Here is a 15,204-nt window from a genome sequence, read left to right on the forward strand (position 1 = left end):
ACGTAGGGTTTCGGACACGCGCGGACGCGCCCGCGGTGCGAGGATCAACAGGCGCAGACACGCGCCCGCGTTCAAGGAAACTCCATCACGGCCGGTTCTGCACGTTGAAGACGGTCACAGTGACCGACGGCACGCAAGGGTTCAGCTGGCGTCACTCGAGTGGATACCTGGCATTCATCCGATCGGATGGATTGGTGGCGGACCGTGCGGGGCACTACGCCGACTACGCGGACCGTGCGGGGCACTACCGCCGACTACAGGTGGCCGAAGGAGCGAGATGCAGGTCTGGCCGGGCGAGCGGTATCCCCTCGGTGCCACCTACGACGGGTTGGGCACCAACTTCGCGATCTTCTCCGAGGTGGCCGAGAAGATCGAACTCTGCCTCTTCGACGAGTGGGACGTCGGCACCGAGCGCCGGATCGAGCTGCGCGAGGTGGACGCGTACGTCTGGCACGCGTACCTCCCCGGGCTCGAGCCGGGCCAGCGGTACGGCTACCGGGTGCACGGCCCGTACGACCCGGCCAACGGGCTGCGCTGCAATCCGCACAAGCTGCTCATCGACCCGTACGCCAAGGCGATCGACTCAGACGTGCGGTGGGACCCGGCGGTCTACGGCTACACCCACGGCGACCCGGAGCGCATGAACACCACCGACTCGGCGTCGTTCATGCCGAAGTCGGTGGTGGTGAACCCGTACTTCGACTGGGGCAACGACGCCCCGCCGCGCATCCCGTACCACCACTCGGTGATCTACGAGGCGCACGTACGCGGGCTGACCATGCGGCTGCCCGGCATCCCCGACGAGCTGCGCGGCACGTACGCCGGCATCGCCTCGCCGCCGATGATCGAGCACCTGACCCGGCTCGGCGTCACCGCGATCGAGCTGATGCCGGTGCACCAGTTCGTCGACGACCACCGCCTGGCCGACCTGGGGCTGCGCAACTACTGGGGCTACAACACCATCGGCTTCTTCGCCCCGCATCACGCCTACTCCGCGCTCGGCCACCTGGGCCAGCAGGTGCAGGAGTTCCGGGGCATGGTCAAGGCGCTGCACGCCGCCGGCATCGAGGTCATCCTCGACGTGGTCTACAACCACACCGCCGAGGGCAACCACCTCGGCCCGACGCTGAGCTTCAAGGGCGTCGACAACCCCAGCTACTACCGGCTGTCCGAGTCCGACCGCCGCCACTACGTGGACTACACCGGCACCGGCAACAGCCTCAACGTGCGCAACCCGCACTCACTTCAACTGATCATGGATTCGCTGCGGTACTGGGTGACCGAGATGCACGTCGACGGCTTCCGCTTCGACCTGGCCGCCACCCTGGCCCGCGAGTTCTACGAGGTGGACCGCCTCTCCACCTTCTTCGAGGTGGTGCAGCAGGACCCGGTGGTCGGCCGGGTCAAGCTGATCGCCGAGCCGTGGGACGTCGGCCCCGGCGGCTACCAGGTCGGCAACTTCCCGCCGCAGTGGACCGAGTGGAACGGCAAGTACCGCGACACCGTGCGCGACTTCTGGCGCGGCGAACCAGCCACCCTCGCCGAGTTCGCCTCCCGCATCTCCGGCTCCGCCGACCTCTACCAGGACGACGGCCGCCGCCCCTTCCACAGCATCAACTTCGTCACCTGCCACGACGGGTTCACCCTCACCGACCTGGTGTCCTACAACGACAAGCACAACGAGGCCAACGGCGAGGAGAACCGGGACGGCGAAAGCCACAACCGGTCCTGGAACTGCGGCGTCGAGGGCGACACCGACGACCTCGGCGTGCTGGCTCTGCGGGCCCGGCAGCGGCGCAACTTCCTCGCCACCCTGCTGCTGTCGCAGGGCGTGCCGATGATCGTCCACGGCGACGAGCTGGGCCGCACCCAACGCGGCAACAACAACGCCTACTGCCAGGACAGCGAGCTGACCTGGGTCGACTGGGACAACGTCGACCACGAACTGCTGGAGTTCACCCGCCGGCTGGTCACCTTCCGCCGCCAGCACCAGGTCTTCCGGCGTCGCCGCTTCTTCACCGGCCTGCCGGTACGCGGCCGCGGGGTCGACGAGCCGCTGCCCGACCTGGCCTGGTACACCCCCCACGGGCGGGAGATGACCGGCGAGGACTGGGGCAACGACTTCGGCCGCTCGGTGGCGCTGTTCGTCAACGGCGACGGCATCCGGGAACGCGGCCAGTACGGCCAACGCCACCACGACGCCTCCTTCTGGCTCTGCTTCAACGCCCACGACGCGCCGCTGGACTTCACCCTGCCGCCGGCCGAGTTCGGCCAACGCTGGGCACTGGTGATCAGCACCGCCGAACCCGACCAGGACAAGGGCACCACCGTCGAGGCCGGCGGCGCGCTCTGCGTACCGGACCGCTCCCTGGTGTTGCTGAAGAGGGTGGTCTGAGATGACCCTGCACCCCGTCGGCGCCACCTACCGGGTGCAGGTGCGCCCCGGCTTCGACCTGGACGCCACCGCCGCGATCGTCGGCTACCTCGCCGACCTCGGCGTCACCCACCTCTACAGCGCGCCGCTGCTGGCCGCCGCCCCGGGCAGCGCGCACGGCTACGACGTGGTCGACCACCGCCGGGTCAACCCGGAACTTGGCGGCGAGGCCGGTCGGCAGCGGCTGCTGCGGGCGCTGCGCGAGCACGGGCTCGGCCTGGTCGTGGACATCGTGCCCAACCACGCCGGGGTCGCCGTGCCGGCGGCCAACCCGGCCTGGTGGGACGTGCTGCGCCGGGGGCGGGAATCGGCGTACGCGGGCTGGTTCGACATCGACTGGGACGTCGGCCCGCTGCTGCTGCCGGTGCTCGCCGACACCCCCGACGCGCTCGACGACCTCAAGCTCGCCGACGGGGAACTGCGCTACCACGAGCACCGCTTCCCGATCGCCGACGGCACCGGCGACGGCAGCCCCCGCGAGGTGCACGACCGGCAGCACTACCGGCTGGTCTCCTGGCGGCGCGGCGACGCCGAGCTGACGTACCGCCGGTTCTTCGCCGTCTCCGACCTGGCCGGGCTGCGGGTCGAGGATCCGGCGGTCTTCGCCGCCACCCACGAGCTGATCCTGGCCTGGGCCGCGGCCGGCGAGATCGACGGCATCCGGGTCGACCACCCCGACGGGCTCCGCGACCCCGCCGGCTACCTGGCCCGGTTGCGCGCCGCCGCCCCCGACGCCTGGCTGGTCGTGGAGAAGATCCTGGAGTACGGCGAGGAGCTGCCGGACTGGCCGGTGCAGGGCACCACCGGCTACGACGCCCTCGCGGCGGTCGGCGGCCTCTTCGTCGACGGCGACGCCGAGGCCGACCTCACCGCCCTGGACACCCGGCTCACCGGCCGGGCCACCTCCTGGGCCGACCTGACCCACGACACCAAGCTCGGCGCGGCCACCCGGCTGCTCGCCGCCGAGCTGACCCGGCTGGCCCGGCTCGCCCCCGAGGTGGACGCCGACACCGCCCGCGATGCCCTGGCCGAGCTGGCCGCCGCGTTCGGCGTCTACCGGGGCCACCCGCCCGAGGGCGTGCGGCACCTGGCCAACGCCCGCGCCGAGGCGGGCCGGCGCCGCCCCGACCTGACCGGCGCGCTCGACGCGATCACCGGCCGGCTGCGCGACCCCGACGACGAGCTGGCCCGGCGCCTCCCGCAGTTCACCGGGGCGGTGATGGCCAAGGGCGTGGAGGACACCGCCTACTACCGGTGGACCCGGTTCGTCGCGCTCAACGAGGTCGGCGGCAGCCCCACCCACGTCGGCACCCCACCGGGCCGGTTCCACCGTTTCGTCGTCGCCCGCCACCAGCGCTGGCCGGCGAGCATGACCACCCTGTCGACGCACGACACCAAGCGCGGCGAGGACGTCCGCGCCCGCCTTGCCGTCCTCGCCGAACTGCCACACCGCTGGGCGGAGCTGGTCACCGGATGGATGGCCGCGGTGCCGCTGCTGCCGGACGCCGCCCTGGCCCACCTGCTCTGGCAGACCGCCGTCGGCACCTGGCCGATCGAACGCGAGCGGCTGCACGCGTACGCCGAGAAGGCCGCCCGGGAGGCCGGGGCCTCGACCAGTTGGACCGACCCCGACCCGGCCTTCGAACAGGCCATGCACGCCCTGGTCGACGCCATGTTCGACGACCCGGCCGTCTCCGCGGAGCTGGCCGCGTTCGCCGCCGAGATCACCCCGGCCGGCTGGTGCAACTCGCTTGGCCAGAAGCTGGTGCAACTCGCCATGCCCGGGGTGCCCGACACCTACCAGGGCACCGAGCTGTGGGACAACTCCCTGGTCGACCCGGACAATCGCCGGCCGGTGGACTTCGGCGTACGCCGGGACCTGCTGGCCCGGCTCGACGCCCGCTGGCAGCCGACGGTGGACGACACCGGCGCGGCCAAGCTGCTCGTGGTCTCCCGGACCCTGCGCGCCCGCCGCGACCACCCGGAACTGTTCGGCGACTACCAGCCGGCCATCGCGCACGGCCCGGCCGCCCGGCACGCCGTCGCCTTCGACCGGGGCGGCGCGCTCGCCGTCGCCACCCGGCTGCCGCTGCGCCTGGCCGCGACCGGCGGCTGGCGCGACACCACCCTGTCACTACCCGTTAATCAGATGTCATGCCTGTTCACCGGGCGGGTCTACAGTGACAACCAGGTCCGCCTCACTGATCTGCTGGCCACCTATCCCGTCGCGTTGCTGGTGCCCACCACCTGACCCGGGAGGTTGCGTCATGTCCGAGTTCACGGTCTGGGCACCGGAGGCGAAGCGGGTGCGGCTGCGCCTGCCCGGCGGCGCCGACCACGAGATGCGCGCCGGCCGCGGCGGCTGGTGGAAGGTCGAGGTGCCACACGCCGGCACCGACTACGCCTTCCTGCTCGACGACGATGACCGGCCGCTGCCCGACCCCCGGTCGAGGTGGCAGCCCTTCGGTGTGCACGGCGTCAGCCGGGTCTACGACCATTCGGCGTTCTCCTGGACCGACGACTCCTGGACCGGCCGGCAGCTGCCCGGCAGCACCCTCTACGAGCTGCACGTCGGCACCTTCACCCCGGAAGGCACCTTCGAGGCGATCATCGGCAAGCTCGACCACCTGGTCGACCTCGGCGTCGACATGATCGAGCTGCTGCCGGTCAACGCCTTCAACGGCGAGCACAACTGGGGCTACGACGGCGTCTGCTGGTACGCCCCGCACGAGCCGTACGGCGGCCCCGACGGCCTCAAACGGCTGGTCGACGCCGCCCACGCTCGCGGGCTGGGGGTGATCCTCGACGTCGTCTACAACCATTTCGGCCCCTCCGGGGCCTACGCACCGCTGTTCGCTCCCTACCTCAGCGACCGCAACACCCCCTGGGGCAACGCCGTCAACCTCGACGGCCCGCACTCCGACGGGGTACGCCGCTTCATCATCGACAGCGTCCTGGAGTGGCTGCGCGACTACCACGTCGACGGCCTGCGCCTGGACGCCGTGCACGCCATGCCCGACACCCGCGCGGTGCACCTGCTGGAGGAGTTGGCCGTCGAGGTCGAAAGCCTGTCGACACACCTGGGCCGCCCGCTGTCGCTGATCGCCGAGTCCGACCTCAACGACCCCCAGCTGATCACCGCGCGCGAAGCCGGCGGCTTCGGCCTGCACGCCCAGTGGAACGACGACGCCCACCACGCCCTGCACACCCTGCTCACCGGCGAAGAACAGGGCTACTACGGCGACTTCGGCACCATGGAATGCCTGGCCGAGGTGCTGCGCGGCGCCTTCTTCCACACCGGCACCTGGTCCAGCTTCCGCCACCGGCAACACGGCCGCCCCGTCGACCAGCGCACCCCCGGCCACCGCTTCGTGGCCTACCTGCAGAACCACGACCAGATCGGCAACCGCGCGGTTGGTGATCGTCTCTCCGCTACCGTCTCGCCTGCGCTGCTGCGGGTCGGGGCGACGTTGCTGCTCACCGCCCCCTTCACCCCGATGCTGTTCATGGGGGAGGAGTTCGCGGCCTCGACGCCGTGGCAGTACTTCACGTCGCATCCGGAGCCGGAGTTGGCCTCTGCGGTGGTGTCCGGTCGGCGGCGGGAGTTCGCCACGCACGGCTGGCCTGGCTCTGCCGTGCCTGATCCGCAGGACCGGCAGACCTTCGCCCGCTCCCGGTTGGACTGGGCCGAGCTGGACAAACCCGAACACCGGCAGATGTACGACTTCTACCGGCGGTTGATCGCGCTACGCAAGTCCCGGCCTGAGTTGTCGGATCCGCACCTGTTCGCCGTCGAGGTACGGCACGGTGACCGGTTCCTGGTGATGCGGCGGGGCGGGTGCCTGGTGGCCGCCAACCTCGCCGACAAGCCGCAGCGGGTGACGCTGCCCGGGGTCGCCCGACGAGTGCTGCTGACCACGGGAGAGGGTGTGACGGTGCAGCGCGATCGGATCGATTTGCCGGCGGAGACGGCGGCGATCGTGGCACTTTGAACGGCGACCGCCAGACCTCTTGGTAGGCGGGCCGGCGTGTTGGCGAGGGCGTTGCGGCTCGCCGGTCGGGAACGGCTGGCGCTGGCGGCCACCGTCGCCGCCGCGCAGCGGCTGACCACGCCACCGCACCGTGGGACGGTCCCGCCGGGGCGGCGGGCGCAGGAGTTGGCGGTGGGTGGGACGCACTGCTCCAGGCCGCCCTGGCCGCTGCGAGCTGCGGCGAGCCCGAGTAGGCCGAGGCGCTGCTCGACCGGGCCGCCGGCCTCGCGGACCAGGTCGCGGTCGCAGAAGACCCGCAGCGTACGAGTTTTGGGGCGACCGCCGTGGAGTTGACGCGGGTGGTGGTGGCCGTCGAGCGGGGTGACCTGGGGGAGGCGGTCGGTCGGCACGAGCTGGTGATCCGGCGGGACGGGTTGCGTCGGCTGCCCGCCGAGTATCGGGGTGCCTACCTGGTGGACGCCGCGCGGGCGTACCTGCTCGCCGGTGACCTGGCCGGGGCGGGACGGATGCTGGTCGCGGCCGATGGTGTCGCGCCGGCCGAGGTTCGGGCGCGGCCGTCGACTCGTACCCTCCTTGGCGAGCTTGCCCGAGGACGGCCCGCACCGCCGGGCGTGGCCCGGCTGGCCACCCTCGTCGGCATCACCCGCTGACCCGGCATCCCTCCGCCGCGCACTGATCGTTGACGGTTCGGCTGCCTTTTCCTCGGCGTGTCGAGTCGCTCCGACGTCAACGATCATGGGGCGTCACCGGGCGCTGCGACATCCGACGAGCAGGCGGGCCACCATGTCCTGCGCGTGGGCCCGCTCGTAACCCGGGCCGAGGATGCACAGATTCCCCACGGCACGCATGAGGGTGTACGCGGTCACGCTGGGGTCGATCTCGCCCGCGGACACGCCTGCGGCAATCAGCGACGCGCATGCCGGGACGAGCTTCTCGAGCATCAGCGCGTGCAGCGTGATCAGGCTCGGGTCCTCCGACTGCAGGGCGACCCCGAGCCCGTGCTTGGTCACCAGGAACTCCACGAACGCCCCGATCCAGCGCGTCAGCGCCTCACCGGGCGCGATGTTCTCCCGCTGCAGCGCCGACGCCAGCGCCACACACTCCTCGATCTGGTGGCGGTACACCGCGGTGACCAACTCGGCTCGGTTCGGGAAGTGGCGGTAGACCGTGCCGAGGCCCACCCCGGCCCGCCCGGCGATGTCGCGGATGGGCGCCTGCACCCCCTGCTCCACGAACACGGCCGCGGCAGCGGCGAGAAGTGCTTCGCGGTTACGGCGTACGCCTGCCTCACGTGCCCCAGGCGACTCGGTCACAGTTCCTCCCTTGCCGGCGGAACATTGTTCCGCTAAATTTGGCGGAACATTGTTCCGCCTGATTGTGGCAGACACCCATCCCCAGCGCAGAGGAAGCAGCAACAGCATGCACCTCCACCAGCTCGCACAGCAGATCATGGCGATCAAGCCCGTCCCCGTGCCCACCACCGGACGCGACATCGACCTGGCGGTCAAGGTCACCGCCCCGGTGTCCGGCCACGACCTCCCAGTGATCGTGTTCTCCCACGGCAACGCCTGGTCCATGGACGGGTACGAGCCACTCGTCGACCGGTGGGCCGCCGCCGGCTTCGTCGTCGTCCAGCCGACCCACCTCGACGCCCGCCGCCACGGCCTCGGGTTCGACGACCCGCGATTCGGCACCATCTGGCGCGTTCGGATCGCCGACCTGCACGCCGTCCTGGACAACCTCGACGACATCCTCACCCAGGCCGGGCTGGCCGGCCGCATCGACCGGGAGCGCGTCGCCGCCGTCGGGCACTCCTGGGGCGGTCAGAGCGTCGGCACCCTCCTCGGCGCCCGTGTGCTCGACGCCGACGGCACGCCAGGCGAGGACTTCTCCCATCCCTCGGTCAAGGCCGGGGCGCTTCTCGCGGCGACGGGCACCGGCGACTCGCTCACCCCGTTCGCGGTGGAGCATCTGCCGTTCATGCGGCCGGACTACTCCACGATGACCACGCCGGCCCTCGTCGTCACAGGCGGCAAGGACCAGTCGGCGTTGTCCACCCGCGGGCCGGAGTGGTTCACCGACGCCTACCACCTCAGCCCCGCGCCCAAGAGCCTGTTCACCATCACCGACGGTGAACACACCCTCGGTGGAATCGCCGGCGAGCAGGTCGCCGAGACCAGCGACGAGGATCCCGCCCGCGTAGCCCTGGTCGCCGACGCGGTCTCCGCCTATCTCCTCGACACCTTCGACCTCGACGGCACGGCATGGAAAGCTCTCACCGAAAGCGCCGCGGCCAGCGACGGCGCCTATCGCGTCGAGCACAAGTGAGCCTGATGCCCGCCGGGCAAGTTCATGCGTTACGGAGTGTGTCGGCAGGCCGACTCGGTCATACCGAGTTACTATTCTGGTATGACCGAGCGGTTCCGTAAGCTGTCGATCTCCGTGCCCGAGGATGTGGCCGAACGGCTGGAACGGGAGAGCAACACCAGCGCCTTCCTCGTCAACACCGTCCGCGCCCGCATGCGGCTGGAGAACCTCACCACCATGCACGAGGAATTTGGCATCACGGTCACCCCCGAGGGGGTGGCCCGCGCCCGTGCCCGTCGCGCCGCCGTGGAAGCCGAGTGGACCCCGGAACGGCGGGCCGCCGTCCGGGAACATGCCCGCCAAGGAGCGCGTGACAAGGGCATCACCTCCGCGCGTCCATCGGCCGCATGAGTGAACGCGACGAGCCGCCGGTGCGGCTCATCCTCGACCGGTCCGCGCTTCGTGCCTACGTCGCCGGCTCGATGCACGTCGCCGAGCCGGTCCACGAGGTCACCGAGGACGGCGTGCGGTTCGGCATACCGTCCGTCGTCGCGGCCGAGACCCTCGCGACCACCACCGACACCACCGAGCGGGCGCTCCTGAAGGCCCTCTTCGAGCGCGAAGCGTGTGCCATGCTGTCGACCCGGGGTGACGACTGGCTGGAACTGTCGCACTGGCGGGACCTGACCGGCCGCCTCGACTGCGCCGCCGCCCTGCAGGCCGCCTTGGAACACGAGGCCTCCCTGCTCACCAGTGACCTCAAGGCGTACGGCGACGACGGCTACCTACCGTTGATTTACTTCCCCGCGTGACCGAGCGGGACCGGCGGAACTTGCAGGAGTGAGCCAGGCGAGGGGTTGTCCGGTGAGGGCGGCGTCGGCAAGGCGTTGGGCGGAGGCGGTCTTGAGAGTGGCGCGGGAGCTGTCGATCCAGCGTTGGACGTTGTCGATGCCTTGGTGGCGGTACTCGACGGCTTGGACGAGGCATTCGAGCTTGTCGGCATCGCGGGCCACGACGGCTTCGAGAGTTTCGCCTGCTTCGTACTCGGCGACGGCGGCGGTGATGACGTCGGCCACGGCGGATGGGCAGGCGGCGACCTGGTCGGCGGTAACGGCGGTGTTGGGTACGGCGGTGAGGTAGCGCTTGGCGATGTGCGGGATGTCGGTGATCCGGGTTTCCTGGGTGTCGTGCAGGACGCAGAGCATGGACACCCGGGCCGGATCTGCGCCCTCCATAGCGGCGAGCATCATGCCGATGAGCGCGGCGCGGAACGAGTGCTCGGCGATCGACTCAGGATGCTTGACACCGGCGAACCACCAACCGGTACGGGCTGCGCGCTTGAGGACGCCCGCCTCGAAGATGAAGTTCATGGCGCCTGCGGCCACGTGGTCGTCGCACATTTTGCCCCTCCCTCTAGCCGGTGCTTCCGTCTACCCCCAGGTAGATAGACGATAGACGTCAGGTCGTGACGAGGGCTGCTCGAACTTTGGCGTTGCTCACGCGAGTCCTAACGGCAACGGGCGGGGTAGCGTCCAACTTGCGGCCCCGGCTGGCTGATGTCAGCCGATGGCAACCCGGAGGTGGGCGATAGTCATGGTCCAGAAGGCTGACACCGTTGGGGCGAGGATCCGCTATTGGCGGATGCGTCGGGGCGGGATGTCTCAGGCCGTCCTCGCCGGGCTTGCTGGCGTCAGCCAGCCGTACGTCTCTCAGATCGAGTCGGGCCGGAAGACCATCGACCGGCGCTCCACTCTCGTGTCGTTCGCCGCAGCCCTCCAGGTCACGGTGGCTGACCTGCTCGGCCAGGGCACGGAACCGGGCGATCCGGCGCGCGAGGGCGCCGCCGAGTGCGTACCGGCGATCTGGTCGGCGCTGATCGAGATCGAGGACGGCGAGCGCCGGCCGTCGACCCGCACAGCTGATCAGTTGACGGCAGACCTGGCCCGCAGTGATCAGCTTCGCAACCTCTGTAACTACCCGGCGATGGCGCGGATGCTTCCCGACCTGCTGCTGGAGTCTGCTGCCGTGAGTAGCACCGTGCTCGCTCAAGCGGCATACCAGGCGGCCACGTGTCTGCGGCACCTCGGGTATCGCCATCTGGCGCTGAACGCGGCTCGGGTAGCCGTGTCAGCCGCCGAGGAGGCCGAGCATCCGGCATGGATCGGTGCCGCACGGTTCGCCTACGTGCAGAGCCTGCCGATCGAGTCCGCGTCGCTTGCTGCCCGGGCCGCTGGCCGGTCGCTGGTCGAGTTGCAGAACGATGCCGCTGATGAGCGGGTGCGACAGATGCTCGGCCAGCTTCACCTGTCGGCCGCCTTGACCTCGACCGTGGATGGCCGGGTGGATGTCGCGAGGGATCACCTTGCCGAGGCGACTCGCGAGGCGGCGAGCCTCGGGGACCCGGCGGACGGTGGCGGCTTCAACGGATGCGGGTTCGGGCCGACCAATGTGGATCTCTGGAAGATGTCCATCGCCGCCGAGCAGGGCGAGATGGGCCGTGTGATCGAGTTGTCCCGAACGGTGCGACCGCAGCTTCTCGCGGCCACCAACCGCCAGATGTCGTACTGGCTCGACCTCGGTCGGGCGTTCGCCGATACCGGCCGTCGGGATGCGGAGGCGCTGGGTGCCTTCGTGCAGGCCGAGCGCGCCGCACCCGTTCCGTTTGCGCTGAATCCGCTTGCTCGCGATGCGGTCGTGACCCTTGCCCACCGGGCGAGGCGGCGGGCCGTCTCGGATGACCTGCGGCTGCTTGCCGGCCGGATGGGCATCCGCCTGGCTGCATAACTGGCGGTAATCAATCAATCACCATGATCCCCTAGTGTCCGGTTCGGGAAGGCGGTCGCCTTCTCCGGCCAGATGAGACGGTGAACAGCCCCCTCCTGATCACGATCTTTCCGGCCAAGGCTGCTGGAGGTGGGGATGGCAGGTCAGGGCGACGAACCGGCGATGAGTCGGGGTGAGCGGATTCAGGAGGTTGAGCGGGAGGCGGCGAAGCGGCGGCTGTTGGAGCAGGCTGAGGCGGAGCGCGTACCGGTGGAGGAGACCACGCGGGCGGTGCCGGATCGGCGGTGGCGGCGTGACCGGCCGGAGTGAGTTGCCGATCGGGCGGCGGGTGGCGCAGTGGCGGGTACGGCGGCGGTTGACGCAGCAGGGGCTCGCCGACCGGCTGGGGAAGTCGAAGAGCTGGGTCGACAAGGTGGAGCGGGGTGCCCGCCGACTCGACAAGTTCTCGGTGATCCAGGAGATATCGCCGAGGTGCTGCGGGTCGATCCGGCGGTGCTGCTCGGCGAGCGTCCGCCGCCGGCCGGTGGCGACGTACGTGACGGGCTTGATGGGGTACGCGCGGCGCTCGCGCGCTACGGGGTGTTCCAGGCGCAGATGCGCCCGGTGCCGGTGGGCGATCTGCGCCGGCAGGTGGGGCACGCCTGGTTGAGTTTCCAGCATGGGCAGTACGCGCAGGTGGTGCGGGTGCTGCCCGGATTGCTGGACGCCGTGCAGGTCGGGTCGGCGGGAGAGCCGGGGCGCGCGGAGTTGACGGTGCAGGCGTACCGGATCGCCTCCTCCGTGTTGGTGAAGCTGGGCGAGGCCGACCTCGGATGGCTGACCGCCGACCGGGCGCTGGTGGCGGCCGGCGGGGACGCGCTGTTGGCGGGTACGGCGGCCATCTCGCTCGGGCAGGCGCTGCGGCTCGCCGGCCGGCAGCGGCTGGCGCAGGCCGCCACCGTCGCCGCCGCGCAGCGGCTCATCAGTGCAGCGAAGCGATCGTCGCGGGGGTCGTCCGGGCCGCTGTCGGGCAGCGAGTGGTCGCCGCCGGGCCGGCGGGCGCAGGAGTTAGCGGTGGCTGGGACGCTGCTGCTCCAGGCCGCCTTCGCCGCCGCGAGTTGCGGCCAGCATGGGCAGGCCGAGGCGCTGCTGGAATGGGCCGCGGACGTGGCGAGCCGGGCCGAGGCCACCGACGACCCACACCGTACGAGCTTCGGGCCGCTCGCCGTGGAGCTGGCGCGGATGGTGGTGGCGGTCGAGCGTGGTGATGTGACCGAGGCGGTCACCCGGCACGAGATGCTGATCCGGCGGGACGGGTGGCGGCGGCTGCCGGCCGAGCATCGGGGTGCCTACCTGGTGGACGCCGCGCGGGCGTACCTGCTCGCCGGTGACCTGGCCGGGGCGGGTCGGATGCTGGTCGCGGCGGATGGTGTCGCGCCGGCTGAGGTTCGGGCGCGGCCGTTGGCGCGTACCCTCCTCGGCGAGCTTGCCCGGGGTCGACCTGCACCGCCCGGCGTGGCCCGCCTGGCCACCCTCGTCGGCCTCACCCGCTGACCGGGGCGAAAGGCACTACTCGATGGAAGCGGTATGTCACACAGACATAATTATGTCTGTGTGACATACCGATCTGGGAAGGACCTGCGTCGGGATCGGTCGCCGCCTGCGGGCCGGCGTCGGCGTCGGGTGTGTCGAACCGTCAGCGGCGCGTCGCGAGCACCACGCCGGCCAGGCAGAACGCGCCACCAAGCAGGGCCAGCGGTGCCGGTACCTCGCCCAGCAGCGTCCAGGACAGCAGGACGGTCACCGGCGGGACCAGGTAGGTGGCGGCGGTGGTGCGGCCCGCCGTCCAGCGGGACAGCACGTAGCCCCAGGTGAGGAAGCCGATCGCGGTCGGAAAGACGCCCAGGAACAGCACGCCCAGGGTGGCTGGCAGCGGGGCCGCGGCGAGTTCTTCCAGCAGCGTGGGGGCGAACGGCAGCAGGGCCGCCGTCCCGGCCAGCGCGCCGAGCCAGGTCATCGGCACGGCGTCGATCCGCGCCAGGAGGCGTTTCTGAAGCAGTACGCCGAAGGCGTACAGCATCGCGGACAGCACCGCCAGCGCGACGCCGAGCCTGTCGGCGTGCCCGGTGAAACCACTTGCCGCGATCAGCGCCACGCCCGCGAAGGCGACCGCCACCCCGACACCGAGCCGATTGGTGAGCCGCTCGCCCAGCACGACAACTGCGGCCACCGCGACGAGGATGGGTGCGACCGCCACGAGTAGCGCCGCCGTCCCGGCGTCGACCAGCCGCTCGGCGGCGTTGAGCGCCAGGTTGTACCCGCCGAACCAGGCCACGCCCCAGAGCACGACCAGTCCCAGCACTCCGCCGCGAGGCAGGGCGGCCCGGCGGGGCGCCAGGTCGCCCGGCCTTCGCCCGGCGTGCGGCGCTCGGGCCCGCCGGACGCCGGCGGTGAATGCGACGAACACGCTCAGCGCGGCGGACGCCGCCGCCATGCGCCCGAGGGCCATGGCGCCGGGGGAGTAGTCGTGCCCGGCGAAACGGATGCCGACGAACGCCGAGGCCCACAGCAGGACCGTGGTCGCGGCGGCGGCGACAATCGGCCAGGACCGGGGCCGCTCCTCCTCGCGCCGGGTGTACGCCGCGGTGCCGGTGTCCTCCGGGACGGCCCTGGTCGGAGCGGCGGGCCGGGTGATCGACGGACTGCTCATGGGACGATTCTCGGTAGACCGAACGTTTAGCACCAGTGATTGTTTCTTCACAACTGTTCAGTCAAGCTTTATCGTTGTGCCGTGCTCGACGTTCACCGCCTCCGGGTCTTCCGCTCCGTCGTGGCGTCCGGGTCGGTCCAGGCCGCCGCCGCCAACCTCGGCTACACCCCCTCCGCCATCAGTCAGCACCTCACCGCGCTACAGCGCGAGACGGGCCTCACCCTCCTCGCCCGAGCGGGGCGGGGCCTGCGGCCCACGGCCGCCGGGCACGCCCTCGCCGCCGAAGCCGATCGGGTGCTCGCCCGGGTCGGTGCGGCCGAATCGCTCATCGCGGACCTGCGCACCGGCCGCACCGGCGCACTGTCCATCGCGTACTTCGCGTCGGTGGGTGCGGCGTGGATGCCGCTCGTGGTGCGCCGCATCCTCACCGAACTCCCCGGCGTGCGGCTCGACCTGCAACTGCGCGAACACATCCCGGACAGCCGGGAGGAGCGCGCCGACGTCCAGGTGGTCGTGGCGGGCGGCGGCTTCGACCCCGGATCGGGCTTCACCGCCCATCACCTCCTCGACGACCCGTACGTTGCCGTGGTGCCGGCCGGGCACCGCCTCGCCGACCGTCAGGAGACGGACCTGGCCGACCTCGCCGACGAGCGCTGGATCGACAACGACGTCGCCCGTGGCTGGTGCCGCACCAACCTCCTCGAAGCCTGCACCGCCGCCGGTTTCAGCCCGGCGTTCCGAGTCGAGGCGCACGACTACCGGACGGCGCTCGCCTTCGTCGCCGCCGGCATCGGCCTCACGGTGCTTCCCGCGCTCGGCGCGGCAGATGTGCCGGACGGCGTGGCGTGCGTCCGACTGGTCCGCCCGACGCCGACCCGGTCGGTCCACGTGGTGGTGCACGACGCGGTCGAGCACACACCGGCGGCGCGGATGGCGGTCGCCGCGTTGCGGGACGCCGCCCACCCCGCGCACGCACGGTAGGACGGTGACGGGCCAGC

14 protein-coding genes and 1 pseudogene are annotated in these 15,204 nt (G+C 71.1%); 12 read left to right on the forward strand and 3 right to left on the reverse strand.

The genetic code is table 11. The features are described from left to right. Positions 1–277 precede the first annotated feature (277 nt). The 4 genes from glgX (at position 278) to IEY61_RS13100 (ending at position 7,076) form a co-directional block, all read left to right on the forward strand. On the forward strand, positions 278–2,395 hold the full coding sequence (gene glgX, locus IEY61_RS13085; RefSeq protein WP_189043933.1) for a glycogen debranching protein GlgX: 2,118 nt from the start codon (positions 278–280) through the stop codon (positions 2,393–2,395). Between the two features lies 1 nt (position 2,396). Next, positions 2,397–4,685, forward strand: a complete 2,289-nt coding sequence (treY, locus tag IEY61_RS13090; protein WP_189043935.1) for a malto-oligosyltrehalose synthase — start codon at positions 2,397–2,399, stop codon at positions 4,683–4,685. 16 nt (positions 4,686–4,701) lie between these two features. Further along, the gene (treZ, locus tag IEY61_RS13095) at positions 4,702–6,426 is read left to right on the forward strand and encodes a malto-oligosyltrehalose trehalohydrolase (RefSeq protein ID WP_189043937.1); all 1,725 of its coding nucleotides are present in this window, start codon (positions 4,702–4,704) and stop codon (positions 6,424–6,426) included. 323 nt (positions 6,427–6,749) lie between these two features. Next, positions 6,750–7,076 (forward strand): hypothetical protein, encoded by a 327-nt coding sequence (locus IEY61_RS13100; RefSeq protein ID WP_189043939.1) that lies wholly within the window; start codon positions 6,750–6,752, stop codon positions 7,074–7,076. Between the two features lie 93 nt (positions 7,077–7,169). Here IEY61_RS13100 and IEY61_RS13105 read toward each other — a convergent pair whose 3' ends face one another. Continuing rightward, positions 7,170–7,739 carry a TetR/AcrR family transcriptional regulator gene (locus IEY61_RS13105; protein WP_229705869.1) on the reverse strand — a complete coding sequence of 190 codons (570 nt, stop codon included), beginning with the start codon at positions 7,737–7,739 and terminating at the stop codon, positions 7,170–7,172. A gap of 106 nt (positions 7,740–7,845) precedes the next feature. On the opposite strand from IEY61_RS13105, the gene IEY61_RS13110 reads away from it, so the two are divergent. From IEY61_RS13110 to IEY61_RS13120, 3 genes are all read left to right on the forward strand, one after another. Beyond that, positions 7,846–8,754 carry an alpha/beta hydrolase family protein gene (locus IEY61_RS13110; RefSeq protein ID WP_189043943.1) on the forward strand — a complete coding sequence of 303 codons (909 nt, stop codon included), beginning with the start codon at positions 7,846–7,848 and terminating at the stop codon, positions 8,752–8,754. A gap of 81 nt (positions 8,755–8,835) precedes the next feature. Further along, entirely contained in the window at positions 8,836–9,144 is a 309-nt protein-coding gene (locus IEY61_RS13115) for a hypothetical protein (RefSeq protein ID WP_189043945.1), read from the forward strand. Then, positions 9,141–9,545 (forward strand): hypothetical protein, encoded by a 405-nt coding sequence (locus tag IEY61_RS13120; RefSeq protein WP_189043947.1) that lies wholly within the window; start codon positions 9,141–9,143, stop codon positions 9,543–9,545. The genes IEY61_RS13115 and IEY61_RS13120 overlap by 4 nt, the downstream gene beginning before the upstream one ends. Here IEY61_RS13120 and IEY61_RS13125 read toward each other — a convergent pair. After that, a complete protein-coding gene (locus IEY61_RS13125) occupies positions 9,519–10,133 on the reverse strand; it encodes an HD domain-containing protein (RefSeq protein WP_189043949.1) in 615 nt (204 codons plus the stop codon). The genes IEY61_RS13120 and IEY61_RS13125 overlap by 27 nt on opposite strands. A 193-nt stretch (positions 10,134–10,326) precedes the next feature. Here IEY61_RS13125 and IEY61_RS13130 point away from each other — a divergent pair, with 193 nt between their 5' ends. The 4 genes and pseudogenes from IEY61_RS13130 (at position 10,327) to IEY61_RS13140 (ending at position 13,050) form a co-directional block, all read left to right on the forward strand. After that, the gene (locus tag IEY61_RS13130; RefSeq protein WP_189043952.1) at positions 10,327–11,517 is read left to right on the forward strand and encodes a helix-turn-helix domain-containing protein; all 1,191 of its coding nucleotides are present in this window, start codon (positions 10,327–10,329) and stop codon (positions 11,515–11,517) included. A gap of 135 nt (positions 11,518–11,652) precedes the next feature. Beyond that, positions 11,653–11,826: a hypothetical protein gene (locus IEY61_RS13135; RefSeq protein ID WP_189043954.1), complete on the forward strand. Its 174-nt coding sequence runs from the start codon at positions 11,653–11,655 to the stop codon at positions 11,824–11,826. Between the two features lie 19 nt (positions 11,827–11,845). Beyond that, positions 11,846–11,914 (forward strand): annotated as a pseudogene (locus IEY61_RS31180) (hypothetical protein); the annotation flags it as partial. Positions 11,915–11,988: 74 nt separating this feature from the next. Then, positions 11,989–13,050, forward strand: coding sequence for an XRE family transcriptional regulator (locus IEY61_RS13140; RefSeq protein ID WP_229705880.1), 1,062 nt, complete (start codon positions 11,989–11,991; stop codon positions 13,048–13,050). Between the two features lie 142 nt (positions 13,051–13,192). Here IEY61_RS13140 and IEY61_RS13145 read toward each other — a convergent pair whose 3' ends face one another. Beyond that, positions 13,193–14,206 (reverse strand): DMT family transporter, encoded by a 1,014-nt coding sequence (locus IEY61_RS13145; protein ID WP_189043956.1) that lies wholly within the window; start codon positions 14,204–14,206, stop codon positions 13,193–13,195. Positions 14,207–14,287: 81 nt separating this feature from the next. On the opposite strand from IEY61_RS13145, the gene IEY61_RS13150 reads away from it, so the two are divergent. Beyond that, complete coding sequence (locus IEY61_RS13150) at positions 14,288–15,187, forward strand: LysR family transcriptional regulator (protein ID WP_189043958.1); 900 nt, start codon at positions 14,288–14,290, stop codon at positions 15,185–15,187. Positions 15,188–15,204: the final 17 nt, after the last annotated feature.

Origin of the sequence: Micromonospora sonchi, from assembly GCF_014646235.1 — a bacterium.
Taxonomy (GTDB): Bacteria; Actinomycetota; Actinomycetes; order Mycobacteriales; family Micromonosporaceae; genus Micromonospora; species Micromonospora sonchi.